At 30.1% G+C, this 17,620-nt stretch carries 24 protein-coding genes; 6 read left to right on the top strand and 18 right to left on the bottom strand.

Annotation, left to right across the window (positions count from 1 at the left end):
- Positions 1 to 24 precede the first annotated feature (24 nt).
- Positions 25 to 810, bottom strand: coding sequence for a DUF4931 domain-containing protein (locus BM319_RS02225; protein WP_439097765.1), 786 nt, complete (start codon positions 808 to 810; stop codon positions 25 to 27).
- A 442-nt stretch (positions 811 to 1,252) separates the two neighbouring features.
- Here BM319_RS02225 and BM319_RS02220 point away from each other — a divergent pair, with 442 nt between their 5' ends.
- The gene (locus tag BM319_RS02220; protein ID WP_069032114.1) at positions 1,253 to 1,405 is read left to right on the top strand and encodes a YpzG family protein; all 153 of its coding nucleotides are present in this window, start codon (positions 1,253 to 1,255) and stop codon (positions 1,403 to 1,405) included.
- Between the two features lie 99 nt (positions 1,406 to 1,504).
- On the opposite strand, the gene BM319_RS02215 is transcribed toward BM319_RS02220, so the two are convergent.
- The 5 genes from BM319_RS02215 to BM319_RS02200 form a co-directional block, all read right to left on the bottom strand.
- On the bottom strand, positions 1,505 to 1,636 hold the full coding sequence (locus BM319_RS02215; RefSeq protein WP_056466015.1) for a DUF4023 domain-containing protein: 132 nt from the start codon (positions 1,634 to 1,636) through the stop codon (positions 1,505 to 1,507).
- A gap of 81 nt (positions 1,637 to 1,717) precedes the next feature.
- Positions 1,718 to 2,041 carry a DUF2085 domain-containing protein gene (locus BM319_RS02210; protein ID WP_069032113.1) on the bottom strand — a complete coding sequence of 108 codons (324 nt, stop codon included), beginning with the start codon at positions 2,039 to 2,041 and terminating at the stop codon, positions 1,718 to 1,720.
- A gap of 14 nt (positions 2,042 to 2,055) precedes the next feature.
- The gene (locus tag BM319_RS24310; protein ID WP_139116323.1) at positions 2,056 to 2,259 is read right to left on the bottom strand and encodes a hypothetical protein; all 204 of its coding nucleotides are present in this window, start codon (positions 2,257 to 2,259) and stop codon (positions 2,056 to 2,058) included.
- Positions 2,260 to 2,438: 179 nt separating this feature from the next.
- Positions 2,439 to 2,735, bottom strand: coding sequence for a hypothetical protein (locus tag BM319_RS02205; RefSeq protein ID WP_069032112.1), 297 nt, complete (start codon positions 2,733 to 2,735; stop codon positions 2,439 to 2,441).
- A gap of 179 nt (positions 2,736 to 2,914) precedes the next feature.
- A complete protein-coding gene (locus tag BM319_RS02200; RefSeq protein ID WP_069032111.1) occupies positions 2,915 to 3,670 on the bottom strand; it encodes a sporulation protein in 756 nt (251 codons plus the stop codon).
- Between the two features lie 201 nt (positions 3,671 to 3,871).
- Here BM319_RS02200 and BM319_RS02195 point away from each other — a divergent pair, with 201 nt between their 5' ends.
- Positions 3,872 to 4,312: a cupredoxin domain-containing protein gene (locus BM319_RS02195; RefSeq protein ID WP_091021175.1), complete on the top strand. Its 441-nt coding sequence runs from the start codon at positions 3,872 to 3,874 to the stop codon at positions 4,310 to 4,312.
- Positions 4,313 to 4,409: 97 nt separating this feature from the next.
- Here the strand turns inward: BM319_RS02195 and BM319_RS02190 are convergent, their stop codons facing one another.
- The gene (locus BM319_RS02190; protein ID WP_175495534.1) at positions 4,410 to 4,790 is read right to left on the bottom strand and encodes a FixH family protein; all 381 of its coding nucleotides are present in this window, start codon (positions 4,788 to 4,790) and stop codon (positions 4,410 to 4,412) included.
- A gap of 192 nt (positions 4,791 to 4,982) precedes the next feature.
- Here BM319_RS02190 and BM319_RS02185 point away from each other — a divergent pair, with 192 nt between their 5' ends.
- Positions 4,983 to 5,447 (top strand): hypothetical protein, encoded by a 465-nt coding sequence (locus BM319_RS02185; protein WP_069032108.1) that lies wholly within the window; start codon positions 4,983 to 4,985, stop codon positions 5,445 to 5,447.
- A 60-nt stretch (positions 5,448 to 5,507) separates the two neighbouring features.
- On the opposite strand, the gene BM319_RS02180 is transcribed toward BM319_RS02185, so the two are convergent.
- The 4 genes from BM319_RS02180 to BM319_RS02170 form a co-directional block, all read right to left on the bottom strand.
- Positions 5,508 to 6,131, bottom strand: coding sequence for a histidine phosphatase family protein (locus tag BM319_RS02180; RefSeq protein WP_069032107.1), 624 nt, complete (start codon positions 6,129 to 6,131; stop codon positions 5,508 to 5,510).
- Between the two features lie 24 nt (positions 6,132 to 6,155).
- Positions 6,156 to 6,308 carry a hypothetical protein gene (locus BM319_RS24505; RefSeq protein WP_175403430.1) on the bottom strand — a complete coding sequence of 51 codons (153 nt, stop codon included), beginning with the start codon at positions 6,306 to 6,308 and terminating at the stop codon, positions 6,156 to 6,158.
- Between the two features lie 321 nt (positions 6,309 to 6,629).
- On the bottom strand, positions 6,630 to 7,487 hold the full coding sequence (locus BM319_RS02175) for an alpha/beta fold hydrolase (protein ID WP_069032106.1): 858 nt from the start codon (positions 7,485 to 7,487) through the stop codon (positions 6,630 to 6,632).
- A gap of 117 nt (positions 7,488 to 7,604) precedes the next feature.
- Positions 7,605 to 8,069, bottom strand: a complete 465-nt coding sequence (locus BM319_RS02170; protein WP_091021173.1) for a GNAT family N-acetyltransferase — start codon at positions 8,067 to 8,069, stop codon at positions 7,605 to 7,607.
- Between the two features lie 218 nt (positions 8,070 to 8,287).
- Here BM319_RS02170 and BM319_RS02165 point away from each other — a divergent pair, with 218 nt between their 5' ends.
- Positions 8,288 to 9,115: a 5'-nucleotidase, lipoprotein e(P4) family gene (locus tag BM319_RS02165; RefSeq protein ID WP_091021172.1), complete on the top strand. Its 828-nt coding sequence runs from the start codon at positions 8,288 to 8,290 to the stop codon at positions 9,113 to 9,115.
- Between the two features lie 121 nt (positions 9,116 to 9,236).
- On the opposite strand, the gene BM319_RS02160 is transcribed toward BM319_RS02165, so the two are convergent.
- Both BM319_RS02160 and BM319_RS02155 read right to left on the bottom strand, forming a co-directional pair.
- Entirely contained in the window at positions 9,237 to 9,725 is a 489-nt protein-coding gene (locus BM319_RS02160) for a hypothetical protein (protein ID WP_091021171.1), read from the bottom strand.
- A 104-nt stretch (positions 9,726 to 9,829) separates the two neighbouring features.
- Complete coding sequence (locus BM319_RS02155) at positions 9,830 to 10,447, bottom strand: hypothetical protein (RefSeq protein ID WP_091021170.1); 618 nt, start codon at positions 10,445 to 10,447, stop codon at positions 9,830 to 9,832.
- 418 nt (positions 10,448 to 10,865) lie between these two features.
- On the opposite strand from BM319_RS02155, the gene BM319_RS02150 reads away from it, so the two are divergent.
- Positions 10,866 to 11,513 (top strand): 2OG-Fe(II) oxygenase, encoded by a 648-nt coding sequence (locus BM319_RS02150; RefSeq protein WP_091021169.1) that lies wholly within the window; start codon positions 10,866 to 10,868, stop codon positions 11,511 to 11,513.
- A gap of 561 nt (positions 11,514 to 12,074) precedes the next feature.
- Here the strand turns inward: BM319_RS02150 and BM319_RS02145 are convergent.
- Both BM319_RS02145 and BM319_RS02140 read right to left on the bottom strand, forming a co-directional pair.
- Positions 12,075 to 12,944 (bottom strand): proline iminopeptidase-family hydrolase, encoded by an 870-nt coding sequence (locus tag BM319_RS02145; RefSeq protein ID WP_091021168.1) that lies wholly within the window; start codon positions 12,942 to 12,944, stop codon positions 12,075 to 12,077.
- A gap of 43 nt (positions 12,945 to 12,987) precedes the next feature.
- Positions 12,988 to 13,227, bottom strand: coding sequence for a hypothetical protein (locus BM319_RS02140; RefSeq protein WP_091021167.1), 240 nt, complete (start codon positions 13,225 to 13,227; stop codon positions 12,988 to 12,990).
- A 340-nt stretch (positions 13,228 to 13,567) separates the two neighbouring features.
- Between BM319_RS02140 and BM319_RS02135 the strand changes: the two genes are divergently transcribed.
- Positions 13,568 to 14,428 (top strand): alpha/beta fold hydrolase, encoded by an 861-nt coding sequence (locus tag BM319_RS02135; RefSeq protein ID WP_091021166.1) that lies wholly within the window; start codon positions 13,568 to 13,570, stop codon positions 14,426 to 14,428.
- 107 nt (positions 14,429 to 14,535) lie between these two features.
- Here BM319_RS02135 and BM319_RS02130 read toward each other — a convergent pair whose 3' ends face one another.
- The 3 genes from BM319_RS02130 to desA form a co-directional block, all read right to left on the bottom strand.
- Complete coding sequence (locus tag BM319_RS02130; protein ID WP_069032097.1) at positions 14,536 to 15,135, bottom strand: response regulator transcription factor; 600 nt, start codon at positions 15,133 to 15,135, stop codon at positions 14,536 to 14,538.
- Positions 15,132 to 16,268, bottom strand: coding sequence for a sensor histidine kinase (locus BM319_RS02125; protein ID WP_069032096.1), 1,137 nt, complete (start codon positions 16,266 to 16,268; stop codon positions 15,132 to 15,134). The genes BM319_RS02130 and BM319_RS02125 overlap by 4 nt, the downstream gene beginning before the upstream one ends.
- 92 nt (positions 16,269 to 16,360) lie before the next feature.
- Positions 16,361 to 17,386 (bottom strand): Delta(5) desaturase DesA, encoded by a 1,026-nt coding sequence (desA, locus tag BM319_RS02120; protein ID WP_069032095.1) that lies wholly within the window; start codon positions 17,384 to 17,386, stop codon positions 16,361 to 16,363.
- Between the last annotated feature and the right edge of the window lie 234 nt (positions 17,387 to 17,620).

The raw sequence follows: 17,620 nt of genomic DNA, 5'->3' as shown, positions 1-17,620 counted from the left end.
CTTACAACAACGCGTAAGCTCTTTTTAAATTGAAGATAATCCCTCTAATTCTTTTTGGTAAAGACTAAGTATTTGATCTTTATGTACTTCTAACTGGTTAGACACTTGAGAAATTGAATACCCGATAAATAATGGTGAAACAACAAATCTAGGAATAATTTTACAAATAATTTTCCCTTTCCATTTATAAAAGAATAAATTATAGCTTTGAAGTCCTTTATAAAAATGGTTAAGTAAATAATGTGTAACCGTTTGTAAGTAGACGGCCATTTGTGGAATAAATTTCTGATCATCAATTAGTATATTGAATTCTCTAAATCCCATAATTGGATGAGTAGAAATGTTTAATTCATATCCATTATCCGACGAAATGGTAATCCCTTCGAAATACACATCTGTTACCTTTTTGTTGTAATCAATATTTTTCAAGCCAACAATTTGCATATGTGGATGAGTTAGTGTACCCCCAGATAATGGGCCATGATTTTTATATAAAATAACAGATTTGTATTCTCCTGTCGATTCCATATCACCCCATTTATCAATTGCAAAGACTAATAATTCTGTCAAATGTGTTAACGAATATTTCGAAGGATCTCCTTCACAATCATCGCTTTCAATAATAACAGTTTGAAAAGTATCTTCTAATGTTGGAAATTTATTTTTTAAAAAAATGATTGAGCCAGAAGTATCGATAATATCCGTTAAGTTTTCACGATCACAAAATGGGCATTTAACTTCTTTATTTTTAATACTATCAGGTTTTTTAACACCTATATCCATTTTAAATTGTAAGACCTCATTTTGAATATCCATCCCGGTTTCCCCTTTGAATAAATTGAAAAAAATATTTCTAAATTTAAATAATCTCCTCTTTGAAAATACATCATTGTTTTAGTTAATACATTAGTGTTTAATTCTAATTGAAAATTGCCTTCATCTTTCAGCAACTTAACAAAATGTTTTTTTCTATTACTTAAAATAATAATAAACGATACGATGGATAATCAATTAAAACGCTCATTAATTACCATTAAATTTTAGATTTAACAATTTTCTTAAATGAAATTCTATTTTCACCTAAAAATATGAAGTTAATTTATATTCTTAATTTCAATATCTCATCTTAAATTAGATCTAAATAATTTTAGTGTTTTAAAATAGTATCTTTTTCAACTAATTTTCAAATACTAACAACGATATTCAATTGAATATCAAAGATATCCTAAATTATCTTAGAGGTGAATCAAACATGACATTAAAAAATCATTTAGATCCTCATTCTCAGAAATTTTACCACAATTGGACTAGACCTAAACATGCTAAATCACAAGTCAATGGACATACTATGGAGTCTCAGAACACGATCATTTTAAGAAGCAACGCTAAGGCACATAGATGGTAAAAAAGGATAATTAAGGAGTAGGAAGACATTTAGATGTCTTCCTTTCTTTTAACAAAATAAAACTAGCCATGTTAATTACCACGGCTAGTAAAACATTTATTATTTATTTGTTCCATGTTGCTTAGTAGGTAATTTTTCATTTGGTGTTCCATTACCTTGGTGTTCTTTATTTTTTTGGTCTTTTCTTTGTTTTTCATGTAATTTTTCGACAAATTCATGTGTATCTTCCATTTTTTAATCCTCCTTAGTAAAGAATCTAAATGTTACTTTAACCAATCAGGTAGAAAAAAATTCATTAGCTTGATAAAGAAGTTATATAAGAATTTTTATCAAAAATAAAACAGACCTTACAATCAACATTGTTTGAGCAATTCCAAATAAGAATCCTGTTATGAAACGTAAGGAATTATTACTTTCTCTCCATTTCCATTTCTGTGTATACCCATCAATCAATAACGGAGTCATTAAAATAGGAATGTACCACCAAAGTATAAAGGAAGAAATCATAAATAGAAAAGGAAGAAACAAATAACCTAGAAGTATGGCAGTACACCTTGCACAAAGTGGAAAAGTATAAGAGCCTATATGAAATGACCTTTCTTTTTTACGATGACATGGTATCCAATTCAAAATCAAAAATAATCCCCCTATTAGCTTGGACAATCTGGGCTACAATCACAATCAGGTGCACAATCCGGTGTGCAATCAGGCATGTGATGATGACAATCAGGCAAGTCACAATCTGGTATATAACCAAAATCACCGCAATCACACCAATCGAATCTCCTATTCTGTCTTCTCCGTTCATAGTAAATAATCATAATAATTCCAAAAACGATACTTATACTAATCAATATTAGTCCTTTTACTAAAAAACCCTTTATTATTAAAACGATTCCTAGAATAAGAAGAATGAAAAAACCACTGATTAAGAAAAAGACCAACTTTATCACTCTTTCTTAAAAATAATGAAAGACTAACCTGACGTTAGTCTTGTTCTTAGTTACCAATTATATCTTACTTATAAATCACTCTATTTTGAACGTTGAGTCGCTGCACCAATTAAAATAAAAATGGCTGATAGAATATGCAAAATCATACCTAATATCGGAATCCATGCAAGACAAGAAGTTATGATCCCAAAAATATTTCCAATCGCAGAGACGCCAGCCTTTTTCGCTAAAACGAGTGTAATAATGTGGAGGATTAAAGCTATAAATAATGGCGTATAACCAAAACCAAAAACGATCCAGCCACCTAAAACAGGTATCCCGAGTAATGCTTCAAAACCACCTGAAATCCATTTCATATTTTTAACGTTAGACTTCATAAAATCTCCTTTTCAACATAAAAATGTTAATTTTTTCTAATAAATACTATTGTATTCTATAAATTCTTTTACGGATAGTTTTTATTAAAAATTCCATTTAAATTCAGTCTAAAGAATGAGAATTTATGATAATGTAAAAATTTAAAAGCAAGAGACAAAAACTCTATTTTACTTTTTTATCAATTATATTGTTGTAAAAACGCCCTAACCGAATTTGCAACTGATTGTACATCTTTAAGTTGCTCATTTTTAAAACTAAGAGATGTTTTCTTTTCATCTAACCCGAATGACTCTTGTAGTAAGCCTGTTAAACCACGATATGAACCAGCTTTATCTACTGCTATCATCATAAACAGTCCATCTTTATTCGGTTCGATCATACATTCAATTTCATCAAATCGCCATTCTCTTTTAGAGTTAGGAACAAACTCCCACTCTTGATAGAATCGACCTTTTTGAGACTCCACCTCGACCTGACGTAAACGGAAGCCAAGAATTTTAAATGCTTCTACAAAGTTTGCTAATTCTTCATGTGCAAGAACCTTTAAGAAATCAGTATCTGTTGGGTCAATACTTAAATCGATATCTAAATCAGTTTCAATCCAAACCTGGCCATGCCTTATTGTAATCGGTGTGTAAAATGGCAATTGGAACGAAAAAGGAATTACTTTTTCTTCATTCGCTTCAATTTTCATTTTTCCAGATACACGTTCTTCATGCAATTGAATTTTAACGTTTACCTCATCGTCTCCACTTTTCTTTTTAGCATATGATTTTAACTTAAGCCCAATATGATTAATTTCTTGTGCAACTGAACCACCCTTAACTTCAACTACACCTTCAACATTTTTTCCTGGAAATAAATCTCTTGTATGAATAATTGTATTTACCGAAGCTGCTCCAATTCCTAGTCTAGCTAGTACTTTTTTAAACATCAAATCCCCTCCAAAAAAATTACTATATTTCCATTATATAGTAGATTACCATTCTTGAATAATCCAAATTTAGTAATGAATCCCTTCTATACATTATGAAAAATAGAAATAATTATGTAAATTATGAATGTAGAATTAGTAGACAAGTTATTAATAGGATAAGCATATTTTATAATATGAAATTAATTTTGGAGGTGTCTTATGCACTTTATTTTTATTAAGAAAAAATGGTTATTAATTTGCTTTCTCCTTGTAGTAATTGGATTAAGTGGTTGGTATTACTTAACACCAAATTCAGTTCAGACTGCAGTAGAGCAGCAACACGTAAAAACAATAGACATCGATATGATTACAGCCGAATTCAGTACAAAGCTAGATGATGGAACGGAAATTGAAGCTTATAGATGGGATCCAGGTACGATCGTTGTTGAAAAAAACCAAAAAGTAAATCTAAAAATTCATGGAATAAATGGAAAAGAACATAGTTTCCATATCGAAGGAACAAATATCACCGGTGTAGTTGTTAAAGGTAAAACGACTGAAGTACCTTTATTCTTTAAAAAAGAAGGTACATACCGATTAATTTGTGATACTCACTCTCATGATGGAACACCAATGATTGGTTATATTGTTGTAGATTAATTATTTAATAATAGAAGCAGGTAACAATCTGGCATTCAAAAAAAGATAGTAAAAATAGTCTAGTTTACTAAATTTACTATCTTTTTCTTATTTTTCTTTATTTAAATGTTACTTTACGTTCATTTTTACCCTTTTTTAAGATAATTTGTTTACTCCAAGTACCTTCCATCGGCAGTTCCAAGCTCACTTCATATATACCTGTATTTATTTTCTTCATACTCGCTTCAACATGATGATTCATACTTTTCATTTCCATTTTAAAATTAATCGAATCTACATCTACTTCTTTACCATCTGAATCTACTAAATTTACTTGATACACATGAGTATGTTTTTTATTTGTTAATTTTTTTTCGTTAATTGAAAATTGAATATGATCTAAAAAAGGGCTCGATTTAATTTCAGCCTTTTTTCCACAGCCAGAACAAACTAGTAAAATAAATAACATAGTTATGAATATGTAAAAGAATTTCTTCATTAACATCACTCCTTTTTAAATAAAATCCTCACCCTTACTTTACTTAAAACGGTTAATTAAATTTGTGATATAAATGTAAAAGCATAAATAAAATTATTGAAATCTCATTCATACAATTAAGCTTTTTCAACATATAATTGAACGTTATAACTCAAACAACTAAGAATCCTACATAGGGAGGAGTTTAACTTAATGTTCTTAGAATGGGCTAGCATTGTCTTAACTGTACTACTTTCATCATATGTCATCTTAATCGCAAATAGAAAAAAAGAAAAACTTTCTTGTACAGCCGGAAAAATGATCAGTATGACGAATTCAATGATGACAAGTGTTACAATTGGTACAATCTTTGGTATTATTTTTCGGAATACAGATTTGACCATTCCTACAATTATTTCAATGACTGCAGGCATATTAATAGGATACTTAACAGGTAAACCATTATCATTAATGGCTGTACTAGAAGGTATAACTGCGGGAATTATGGGTGGTATGATGGGAGCAATGCTTGGCATTATGCTACAGGAAACTTATTTAAACTTATTAATCTATTTTATAGACGTTATTTTTGTATTCGTTACAATCCTATTAATTAAGGTGATTGATCAAGAAGTTAACAAATTCAATAAAAATGAAAAATCTTTCCAATCAATTTAATCATTAAAATAGCCTACCTATATTTTAAATTAGGTAGGCTAACATATTTTAGTAAAAACATTAAATACGATCTAAATGAGTTGTATCGCAAAGTACTTTAAATTCCAACTCTTTATCTTCATCAAAATTAATAACCGTTAAACTTGTTCCATGGACATAAGGTAGATCCCATAATTTTTCATTTGGTGATTGCTTTAAATGAGCTACAATTGTCGCCAATACAACTGCATGTGTAACAATTAATATATTTCCTTCTTCATTTGAATTTAAAATATTTTGGATAACATTACCTACTCTTGCTCTTAAGTCTAGTAAACTCTCACCTTGATGTGGACTATGATCGTATAAATGTGGTGTTTTCCATAGCGATTCGAATTCATTTTCAAAGCCCGCATTAATTTCTTGTTTCGTTTTCCCTTCCCAATCACCAAAATTAATCTCTTTTAAATCATCTTCTTCAATAATTGGAATTGTGGGATTGTTTTTTAAAATATTTGCAGTTGTTACTGCACGTTTACTCGAACTAGTATATATTTTTCTAAAATTCACTTTTGCTAATTTTTCACTTAATAATTTAGCATCACTAATCCCACTAGCAGTAAGTTCGGAATCTTTTGAGCCTTGTAATCGATTTTCGATATTCCACACCGTTTCACCATGTCTTGTTAAATAAATGGTTAACAACTTTAGTCCTCCAGCTTTTGTAAATTATTCATTAACTTGTTTTTCTTCTCTTCGTTCATATAATATACCTGCGATTAAGGCTAATAAAACATTTGTTATTAATAATGGGCTAAATCCAGAACCACAGACTAATGATAGAACTAACGCAATAATAGCGAAAAGGATTGGTAAATTCATTTTGTATGCTCCTTAAATATGAAGTTAATTATTTTCAAATACAAATATTAATAATTTATATTAAAAATATTTTACCATGAATTAACCTTTTTTTAACAATTCAAAAAAATAAAAAACGATTCATTTGAATCGCTTTGGAATCATGATTGGGCTGATTATTAACTAAAATTTCTGTATTCCTTAATTTAGTTAATAATCTTCTGTCGCTTCCCCATTCCTATACCTACTTGCTTAATTTAACTAGGGTATAATGAGGTTGAAAGAAATCATTAAATTGCTATATATTATTTGTACTTATTTTGACTTCATTTAAACATTCTTTCAACTTCTTACAGTCGATTTTTTAATAAATTGTTTTACTACCTTAAAAAATAATTCCTTCTCTTCTAAAAATGGATAATGATTACTTTCATTAAAAATGACTAATTTCGAATTTTCAATTCCTTCAGCCATTTCTTCTGAATATTCGATTGGGCATTGTACATCATGTTTGCCACAAATGATTAAAGTTGGACAGCTTATTAATGCTAACTTTTTTGTTACATCGTATATTTGATATTCCCGATTAAAATAATTAAGTCGAATTGCTGACATTTTTTTAGAGATTGGTAAATTAAAATAGTCATAATATCGTTCAGGCTTATGTAAAGAAAGCTTTGTCCGCTCAATTGATAGCGCTTTTCTTTCTTCATTAGATAATTGGTTACTTTTTAGTCTTTCAATTAATTCTTGCATATTATTATATTGCGGATGAGCCCTGTTATAAATACAGTTTTCTGAAAATGTTGCATAGTCTCTTGCTGCAGCCCCAACAATAATATTATGATTTAAAGAATTTGAAAAATAGATCCCATAAATAATTCCAAGCATTCCACCGGTAGAATGTCCAGCAAAACTCCAGGACGAATAACCTAACGCTTTCCTAATTTCTTCTAAATCAAAAATCGTTTCTAACATACTTAATTCATAAGGAAAATGTGCTTTTTCAGAATTACCCGTTTCTCTTAAATTTATTAAAAATACTTTAAATAATTTTGTAAATGAATTTGCAAAATAATCTCCAATATCATTGAATTCAGAGTAATTATGTGTGACACATAAAGGCTCTCCCTCACCTTTGCAAAATACTTCAAATGTACCTCGTTTCGTATTAATTAGTCTTCGTTCCCATTTCTCCATAACGTGAAAATCCCTACTTTTTGACATACCCTACTATTTCTTGAAAATAGCTACTAATTCCTATCATTTAAAAAATTGTTCACATATTATTCAAAATTAATCATACGTAAAATTCAGTTATCTCTGAACAATGTAATACCAAACTGCTTCTTCTCCAAAGTAGTCACCAGTCGGATTAAATCCGGATTGCTTATATAAATTCATAGCTAATTTATTATCTTTATGAACTGTTAAGCGAATCTCATTGCATTGCTGAAATTTATTCACAATCCATTTAATCATTTCAGCAAATGCTAATTTACCATAACCTTTACCCTGAAACTGTTTATCAACTAAAAAACCATTTATCCAATAACTATTTGTTGTATGTTCTTCATAAGCATGCATAATAAATCCGACCATTTTCTGATCATCATAAATGGCAAATGGGATATATTCCACTTTTTCACCATCTGGCTTTATATATACTTTTGCAATGGATACTGCAACCGAAGGAACAAAATTCAATTGTTCTCTATCTACTTCAAGTTTTAAAGCTTCTTCCCAATTTTCTCTTGTTACGATTTCTAAATGAATAGTCATCGATAGCCTCCATTCAAATTTAAAATTGAATTCCCTTATATCATATCACTTTCTTTACTGAATTCAGAAATTTCCGAAATTACGGTAAATGAAATTTTCATTATTAGGCGAATATTTTCTAGACTTTAGGTAATAACAACCTTGAAAAGCAATTTTTCATATTTACTACCTAATTTTTATTTAGCTAGTACATTTAATAAATATGAAAGGAAATTATTATGAAAAAAATTGTTATTATCCTCTCTATCTTATTTGCATTTGCATTTGGTTCATTGGCTGGCATTGGTTTTAGTAAAGCTGAATTGGCAAGAAGCACACAAGAACATAATGTTATGTCTACTAATTGGTTTCAATCCTCTGCGGAAAACAAGGCTTTGCAAATTCAAATTTATAATCAGGCAAAAGAAGAGCTTGCAGAAACAATGATTAAAAAGAAAGCAAGTGATAAATTAAATAAAAACGCAAAACCAGCCGCAGTTGTTTTAGACATTGATGAAACAATCCTTGATAATTCCCCAGATACTGCTTGGTCCATTAAAAATAATACTTCTTACCCACAAGGCTGGGATGAATGGATCCATATGGCAAAAGCTGAATTAATCCCTGGTGCAAAAGATTTCCTGCTCGCAGCGAAAAAAATGAATGTAGATGTTTTTTATATTACAAATCGTCCTGAAAAAACACGAGATGACACAATAAAAAATTTGAATCTACATGGATTACCAAATGTTGACTCAAAACATTTATTTTTAAAAACAAATACTGCTCAAAAAGGTCCGAGACAAGCAGAGATTGCAAAAACCCATGAAATTGTTATGTTAGTAGGCGATAATACAAACGATTTATCAGATATCTTTTATAAAGCGGATTTGAAAACTCGAAAAGATAATGTCGATAAAATTGCAAAGGACCTAGGTATAAAGTATATCCAATTACCAAATCCGATGTATGGAGACTGGGAAGATGCAATCTATCATTACAAAATGTCAAAAACTGCAGATGAAAAAGCAGTCGATCGATATAAGGCTTTACAACCAATGAAATAGATAGCTTAAAAGGTTAGATGAGTTAGTTTTGACTTATCTGACCTTTTTCTTTTATAAGTTGATTTGAAATAATTGACCATCTAATTAGCATCCCTTGAACATATTATTAGCAATATTTAAGTTAAATTTCTACATTGTAAAGGTTTAAATCCTTCCACCCTTCAAATGCATTTCTAAAGATTCTCGATATATTTTCATCTTTACTAATTAATAAATTATAGGACGAGTCCCAAAATACTATTTCAAATAAAGCCTTTGGATGTTGAGTTTTCGGATTTGGTACCCAAAAACTTGGGTTACCATCTGCAAATGGAATGATTTCTAAATTACTTAGTTCAATCTTTTCATTTTTAGGGAAAGCTGAAAATACACCCCAAGATAAACCAAAATACTTATGTTCAGTAATCTTTGAAATGTTTTTATGTGGTATCCAATATATTTCTAAAATGTCATTATCACTATTTTTTATTTGATAGTTCTCAATTGTTTCACTAAATTCTTCAAAATAAAAATCTGTATCAGTTATTAGCCAGTTATATTCATCTTGAAGTGCACTGAGTGCTTGAAAAACTTCATATGGAGAATAAAACACTTCAGTTATTGTATTCATTTATTTACCCCGTATAGTATGTTTAATTAGCTTTTTCCTGTTAGTATTTATGCAAGTTTAAGTCATTAAAACTAAAGATCCGATTTTAGTTAACTTTACTAAATCTACAACATTTTATTTGCGATATTAATGACATATTGTTTATTCTTTTCAGTATTTTCAATATTTGAAACATAAGTAAGTTCATAATAAATACCTTTTTTATTGAAAACAAGCGTATTTTCTTCTGTATCAAAATCTTCTTTATTGTTATCAAGTTTATATGAAATACCTAAAGTTGAATTTCCTGTATAAGTACCAAGTACCCCACCCTTTAATTCAACAATTTCATTCGATTCATTTTCTTCTACCTCAAGTTCAGGTTTATAATTATGAACTATAACAAGTACTATAAATAGGGTTGACTTATCAATATGAGAAAGACTATATTGTACATCTAATTTCTTTCCTTTATGATCGATATCATTTATAGATAATGTTTTAATAGGATCGAATTCAAGTGGAAAATTATTAGGAATCTTCAATTTAAAAGGAAGTGCACTTAAACCTTCTTCGATCGAAGAGGATTTATAAGTAACAGGTAATATTTTTCTTTGTTCTTTTGTAAGTTCTAGTTGTTCAAACTTTTTTAATTTTGAAGTATCTAGCGATGGAATTTTTTCATTTTCACAACCAAATGGTATTAATAATGACGTTAGACCAATAAATAGTGATTTTTTCATTTCATGCTCCATTAGATAATTTAATAGGATAATATTTTCATATTATAAAATTATATCATTTCTATTTTTATTTAACTTAAACTTCTCCCCCTCACTATCAATACGATGGGTTTTCAACACATGAAAATCGACAAAACTCCCGAATTACCACAAATTAAATACCCTAAAATTTATTTCGAAATTTTCTTTAAACATTAGTCTGATAGGCATTGATTTAAGCAGGAAAATAACATCACAATGAGGAATTTAATCTAAAAACAAATTTTTTATCTACAGGTATTTTAGCATTGAATCAAAAAATCCAAATTTCAGTTTTTTCTTTTCTACAAAAATGATTTGCGAAATTTATTCAAATCAATGTGCTCACCAATTTTTCCTAGGATTTGTATTAGTGAAATAGACAAGGAGATGTGACAAAATGTTAGAAGTAGGCAATTTAAAGGAAACTGAACAAACCATTTTTAATCACACTGGTCCGTTTATCCAAACAATTGATCGCGAGATTGAGATTCATACTCGGAAAGAAGAACCATTAGTTGTCTTACTTAATAATGTTTTAAGTGATGAAGAGTGTGATGAGCTAATCAACCATGCGAAATTGCGCATGAAACGCTCAAAAATAGGGTTATCTCATGAAGAAAATGAGATGCGAACAAGTAGTGGCATGTTTTTTGAGGAAAGTGAAACGGAACTTATTAAACGTATTGAAAATCGAATCGAAACGATCATGAATATTCCAATCGAACATGCAGAACCATTACAAGTTCTTCATTACGAACCAGGGCAACAGTATAAACCACATTTCGATTACTTTTCTAATCATAGGACAAAAAATAATAGGATTAGTACACTCATTCTCTATTTAAATGATGTAGAAGAAGGCGGAGAAACGATTTTTCCTGCACTTAATTATTCTGTCGCCGCTAAAAAAGGCACTGCTTTATACTTTGAATATTTTTATCAGGACGAAGCAATCAATGAACTAACGATTCATGCAGGTAGCCCTGTTAATAGTGGAGAAAAATGGGTTGCGACTCAGTGGATGAGGCGACAACGTATTCGCTAGTTATAACGAAATAAATAGATAGTTTAATAGAAAATTTTGCATATTTAGGACCTGATATTTCAGATAATTCTAATAATATTTGGTCCTATTTTATGTATGGTGTTTTCCTTTTTGCTTTTTCAGTAACTCATGAGCATCTTATGAGTTACTACAAATCTATTTTTTCCTTTTTAACATACTCATGAACCCCTTGTGAATTACTACAAATCTCTTTTTTCCTTTTTACCTTACTCATGAACCCTCTATGAGTTACTAAAAATCTCTTTTTTCCTTTTTAACTTACTCATGACCCTCTATGAGTTACTTCAAATCTATTTTTTCATTTCTAACTTACTCATGAACCCTCTATGGGTTACTATAAATAAATTTTTTTCCTTTTTACATACTCATGAACTCTCTATGAGTTACTATAAATCAATTTTTCTCCTTTTTACTTACTCATGAACATCCTATAATTTACTAAAACTCATATTCCCCCTAATTCCCCGCCTCATACCCTCAACGAAATCCACCATCAAAAAAAACGCAAGGTAACAACCTTGCGCTTCACAATTTAATTGTTTATTCAACTTCCTTCAAAAAGCCTTCAACTACTCGAATATACTCTTCTGGTTCTTCAATGTAAGGCATATGTGCACTTTGCTCAAATACGTGGAATTTTCCATTTGGCGTTAACTCGCTGAAATATTCTGTTGATTTAGGTGTTGCTTCGTCGTATCTCCCACAAGTATACATTGTTGGGACTTGAATATTTTTTAATTTCGAAGTACAGTCAAAATCCTTTAAGTTTCCAGTAACGTGAAACTCTGATGGACCCCACATTATATTGTAAACTTCAGGATTTCTGTAGTGTTTTCCTTTTTTCAGAAATTCTGGATATGGGTCTAATCTGCAAACAAAATGCTTGTTAAATACAGCATTAGCATTTTTGTATTCTTCTGAATCTGTTGTTCCATTTTCCTCGCACTTTATTAATGTTTCTTGTACATCAAGCGGGAGTAGTTTTCGATTATGGTCCTGGTCCTCAGCCCATAACGGGGCACTTAAACAAGGGCTAGAAAAAATTATACTTTTCACTCCAACTGGTCTTGATAAATAATAAGCTGCAGCAAGTGTTGTTCCCCATGAATGACCGAGGATATGAAACTCATCAAGCGAAAACGCTTCTCGGATTTGCGCTAATTCTTCAACGAATCTATCAATATTCCATAAGGAAGTATCTGTTGGACGGTCAGACTTTCCACAACCTAACTGATCATAAAAAATAACTGGGCGATCTTCTGCTAATACGTTTAGACCTTGCATCGAATAATGCGAAGATCCAGGCCCTCCATGTATAACAACAACAGGGATTTTAGATGAATGCTTATTATGATACTGATACCATACCTTCCCGCCTGTTACTTCAATAAAACCCTCAATCACATTCATTTATTTCTCTCCTTTACATTCAAATCAGAATATTAAACCCATCTCAAACATTGTTTTTTTTAATAATATAAGCAAGTACCAATGGAATCAATGGAAGAAATACAACCATCCTAAACCAATTCTCTGCGCCACCAAAATATAGTGTTGGTAGTATTAAAGCAACTCCGCTCACTATTAATGTTTTCCAGGATTTTTTCCATAATCCCAAAAATAAAAGAATGAATCCAGAACTAATTAACAACCAAAAGATTAAACCTATCCAATAGAATCCAGCATGTTCCATTTAAATCACACCCTAGTCAGTTTTATGTATTACAGGAAATTTTTTTTAAGGATCATTCCAATAAAAAATAAACGATAGGTATTATTTCATAATGTATGCTTGGATAATTTCTATATTTATCTGAATTTTACCACATTTTTATTTTAAATAGAAAAACATTATGTAATTACAAATTAATCCTTATGTATACAATTTCATAACATGAATGTAATAAAGTGATTTAAAACGTTATTTTTAATTAAACTGTCTTATTCAAAGAAATTGTGAATAGTCATGAATTATTATGAGATGAAATAATATAGGAAAGTAAGACATTTAAAAGCCAATGGGGGCGATTAAATTGGCATATGTAGAACTTGATTCTCATACAAAGCTCTATTATGAAGATCATGGAGAAGGTCAAACTGTTATTTTTGTTCATGGAGTTATGATGAGTAGTAAGTTTTTTCATAAACAAGTACCGTATTTTAGTAAAAATTATCGCGTCATTACTTTAGACTTACGTGCACATGGGAAGTCCTCAAAAGTTCAATATGGGCATACAGTTGCACAGTACGCTCGTGATTTAAAATGCTTTATCGAAAAACTAGATTTAAAGGATATAATTTTAGTTGGTTGGTCAATGGGAGCTTTTGTATTGTGGGATTATGTTAATCAATTTGGGTGTAAAAATATTAAGGCGCTAACAGTTGTTGATCAATCTGCATCCGATTATATATGGCCAGATTGGGAGTTTGGAGCATTTGATTTTACGATTTTAAAAAATGTAATGCAATCGATCCAAGAAGACCAAAACAAGTTTAATAGTGATTTCATATATGGGATGTATAAGGATCAACCTGATCCAAAAGAATATAAATGGATACTAAAAGAAATGAATAAATTACCTGCAGCAATTGCAAGTACAATCGTATTTAATCAAACGGCTGTAGATTATCGGGATACTCTTTGTAATGTTGATATTCCAACATTAATATGTTTTGGTAGTCATGGATTTTTCCCATTAGCCGCTGGTGAGTTTATTCAAAAAAATATAAATGGTTCAAAATTTGTTCCTTTTTATAATAGTAGTCATCTATTATTTTTGGAAGAAACAGATAAGTTCAACCAGGAGCTAGACGAATTTTTTAAGGAAGTACACAAATCTGGAAAACGAAAAACAAAATCTAGAAAAAAAGAAAAAAGAAAAGCAGGAAACTAAATGGTGAACAAGGAATGCAGGATTTAGGCGTTAAAGGATTGAAAAATTTTGTTTTCAATTCTTTCCCTACTTGCTTTTCTTGTTTTTTATTCTTCCTGCCATTAACTTCACTTAAACCAACCTTTTTCTTTTGATTGTTTTATAGCTTCGATTCTATTTTTAACTTCTAATTTATCCAAAATCATAGATATATAATTTCTAACTGTTCCTGTTTTTAGACTCAATTCATCCGCAATTTCTTGTGTGTTCTTACCATCGGCTACTAGTTCTAAAACTTCTTTTTCTCGGTCAGTTAACGGATTTTCCTCGGCGTATACATCATCCATTAGTTCCGGAGCATAGATTCTCTTCCCGGAAATTATACTTCTTATTGAGCTTGCTAACTCTTCACTTGGACTATCCTTTAATAAATAGCCCTTTACACCCGCTTTTAATGCTCTTTGAAAATAACCAGATCTAGCAAAAGTTGTTAATATAATCACTTTACAATTTAAAGGTTTTAATTCTTCTGCGGCCTCAAGTCCAGTTTTACCAGGCATTTCAATATCCATTATGCAAACGTCAGGTTGTAATTGCTTGACTAGTTTAACTGCTTCTTCTCCGTTTGATGCTTGACCAACAACTTCCATATCATCTTCTAGATTAAGTAAAGAACCAAGAGCACCTAATAGCATTCGTTGGTCTTCAGCAATTACGATCCTAATCATACTAGTTCCTCCACTTCAATTTGTTTAACATCGATTGGAACTGTCATAATTAAAGTCATTCCGTTTTCACAGCTTATCTCTAATGTCCCATTCACAAATTCGAGTCGTTCCTTCATTCCAATTAACCCATAACCGGTTGTAAACTTATCCGATTTACAACCAACTCCATTATCTATTACCGAAAAAATTATTTCATTTTTCATTTGTTTAATAGATATTTTACATAAAGTGGCATTACTATGTTTTACTACATTTGTTACGGCTTCCTTTAAGCACATACTAACAATATTTTCTGTAAGTAAGGAAACATTTGAAAGTTGAAAGTTTTCGTTACATTCAACTGTAATTTCAGCCGCATGTAGAATTTGCTTAATCCTTATTAGTTCATCTTTAATTCGAATTCCTCTCATTTGAGAAACGATTTTTCGAACCTCATTTAAAGCTGTTCTGGCCGTTTGTTGTACATCTTTTAATTCATTTTGAGCTAAATCCGGATCCTTTGTAATTAATTTTCTAGCTAAGTCACTTTTTAAGCCAATCAGTGAAAGTTTTTGACCTAGTGTATCATGTAAATCACGAGCAATTCTTTGACGTTCTTCTAGTTTTACTAGATCTGATATACGTTTATTAGCATCTACTAGCTTTTCTTCCAATTGCCCTCTTTCATTTCGACTGTAGAGACTAAATGGTAATAAAATAACGCTAATCCAAGTGATGATAATAAAAGGAAGCTGCCTAATTATTAATTCTTCTTGAAGGATAATCGTGATGTTGATTGATATTGTAGTGATGACTAAATGAAGGATATATAAAGTTAAAAATGTAGCTCGATTTTTTCTCTTTCCAATCATATAAGCTATAAAAAATGCAAAATATACATAACTAAAAAGTATATTCATTGAAGTGGAAATGATGATTAAGATTGATGACCACAGAAAAATTGACCACCCTTTAGATATGTACGCCAATCGATAGATTATAAAAAATGATATTGTTAGTAAAATTCCTATTATGATTCTTAAAGTGGAATGAGCAGAAAGAAAAATAAAATAAAATGGCGAGATTCCTAAAACTGTCCAAATATATGGTGAGATTCCGGTACTTCTTAGGAAGCCTAAATATCTTTTAAACATAAATTTACCTCATTATTCAAACATTTTGTGACCTTCTTTAACAATCTTATCATATTTTAGCAAAGTTATTCTTTATAAAATACATCGAAAGTTCAGACAGTGTCTGAACTTTCGCGATTTACTTTATAGATTGATTTTATATCTTTAAATCCTACAAATTGCTTTGTTTCTTCATCCCATAATTTGAATTTCAAAGATGTTAAACTTGTTTTTAGTGTAATCGTCGGTACATTTTGTAATGGAAGCGTATTATTATGAACTGACTCTAAATTATAATTTGGTACCCTTGGACTTAAATGATGAACATGGTGGTATCCAATATTACCAGTAATCCATTGCAATAATTTTGGAAGTTTATAAAAAGAGCTTCCTTCAACTGCTGCTTTTACATATTCCCAATTCGTATCTTCTTCAAAATAAGTGTCTTCAAATTGGTGCTGTACATAGAAAAGCCAAATTCCTAATACTGCAGAAATGAAAAAGATCGGACCTTCCACTAATAAATAATTTTCCCAACCTATTGTATAGCAAAATAACGCTGATACCCCAACAATTAAAATATTAGTTAAATAAGTGTTTAGTCTTTCTTTTAATTTTGCATCTTTTGTATTGAATCGATTTGAAATTAATACGATATAAATTGGTCCTAAACCAAACATGATTAATGGATTACGGTATAGACGATATTGTATTTTTGTCCAGGATGATGCTGCAACGTACTCTTCAACAGTTAAAACCCACATATCTCCAATTCCGCGCTTATCTAAGTTACCACTTGTCGCATGATGAATCGAATGACTATGCTTCCACTGGCTGAAAGGAAATAAGGTCACAACGCCTGTAATTGTGCCTAGAACTTTATTTGCTGTTTTATTCTTAAAAAATGATTGATGACAACAATCATGGAAGATAATAAATATCCTGATTAGGAATAGTGCAGCAACAATATCAATAAAAATTGTTAATACTACTGAAATAGAAATACTTTTATAAGCAAGATACCATAAAAAGATAAATGGAATAAAAGTATTAATCATTTGCCAAATACTAGCTTTTAAATTTGATTTTTCATAAGGAATAATTTGTTTTCGTAAACTCTTTTGATTTTCTTTTGACATTTAGAAGTTCCTTCCTAATGTTGTAACTTTTCATTATTATTTTATCCTAATTATATAAGTTATTTTTCCAAGTGGTAGTAGCAGGCGTCATATGAAAAAGATGACAAATGTCATATTAAATTAAACGCTTACTTTCAATCTTGGCTCTATAAAAACACATTAATTAGAATGTTACATTTTTTGGTAAATATGATAGTTTTTTCATAAAAAAAAAGTAATACTCAAATAGTATTA

The organism is Bacillus sp. UNCCL81, assembly GCF_900112535.1.
In the GTDB taxonomy this organism is placed as follows: Bacteria; Bacillota; Bacilli; order Bacillales; family Bacillaceae_G; genus Gottfriedia; species Gottfriedia luciferensis_B.
Note: the sequence above shows the minus strand (reverse complement) of the source record. Positions and strands in the feature narration are given on the sequence as shown.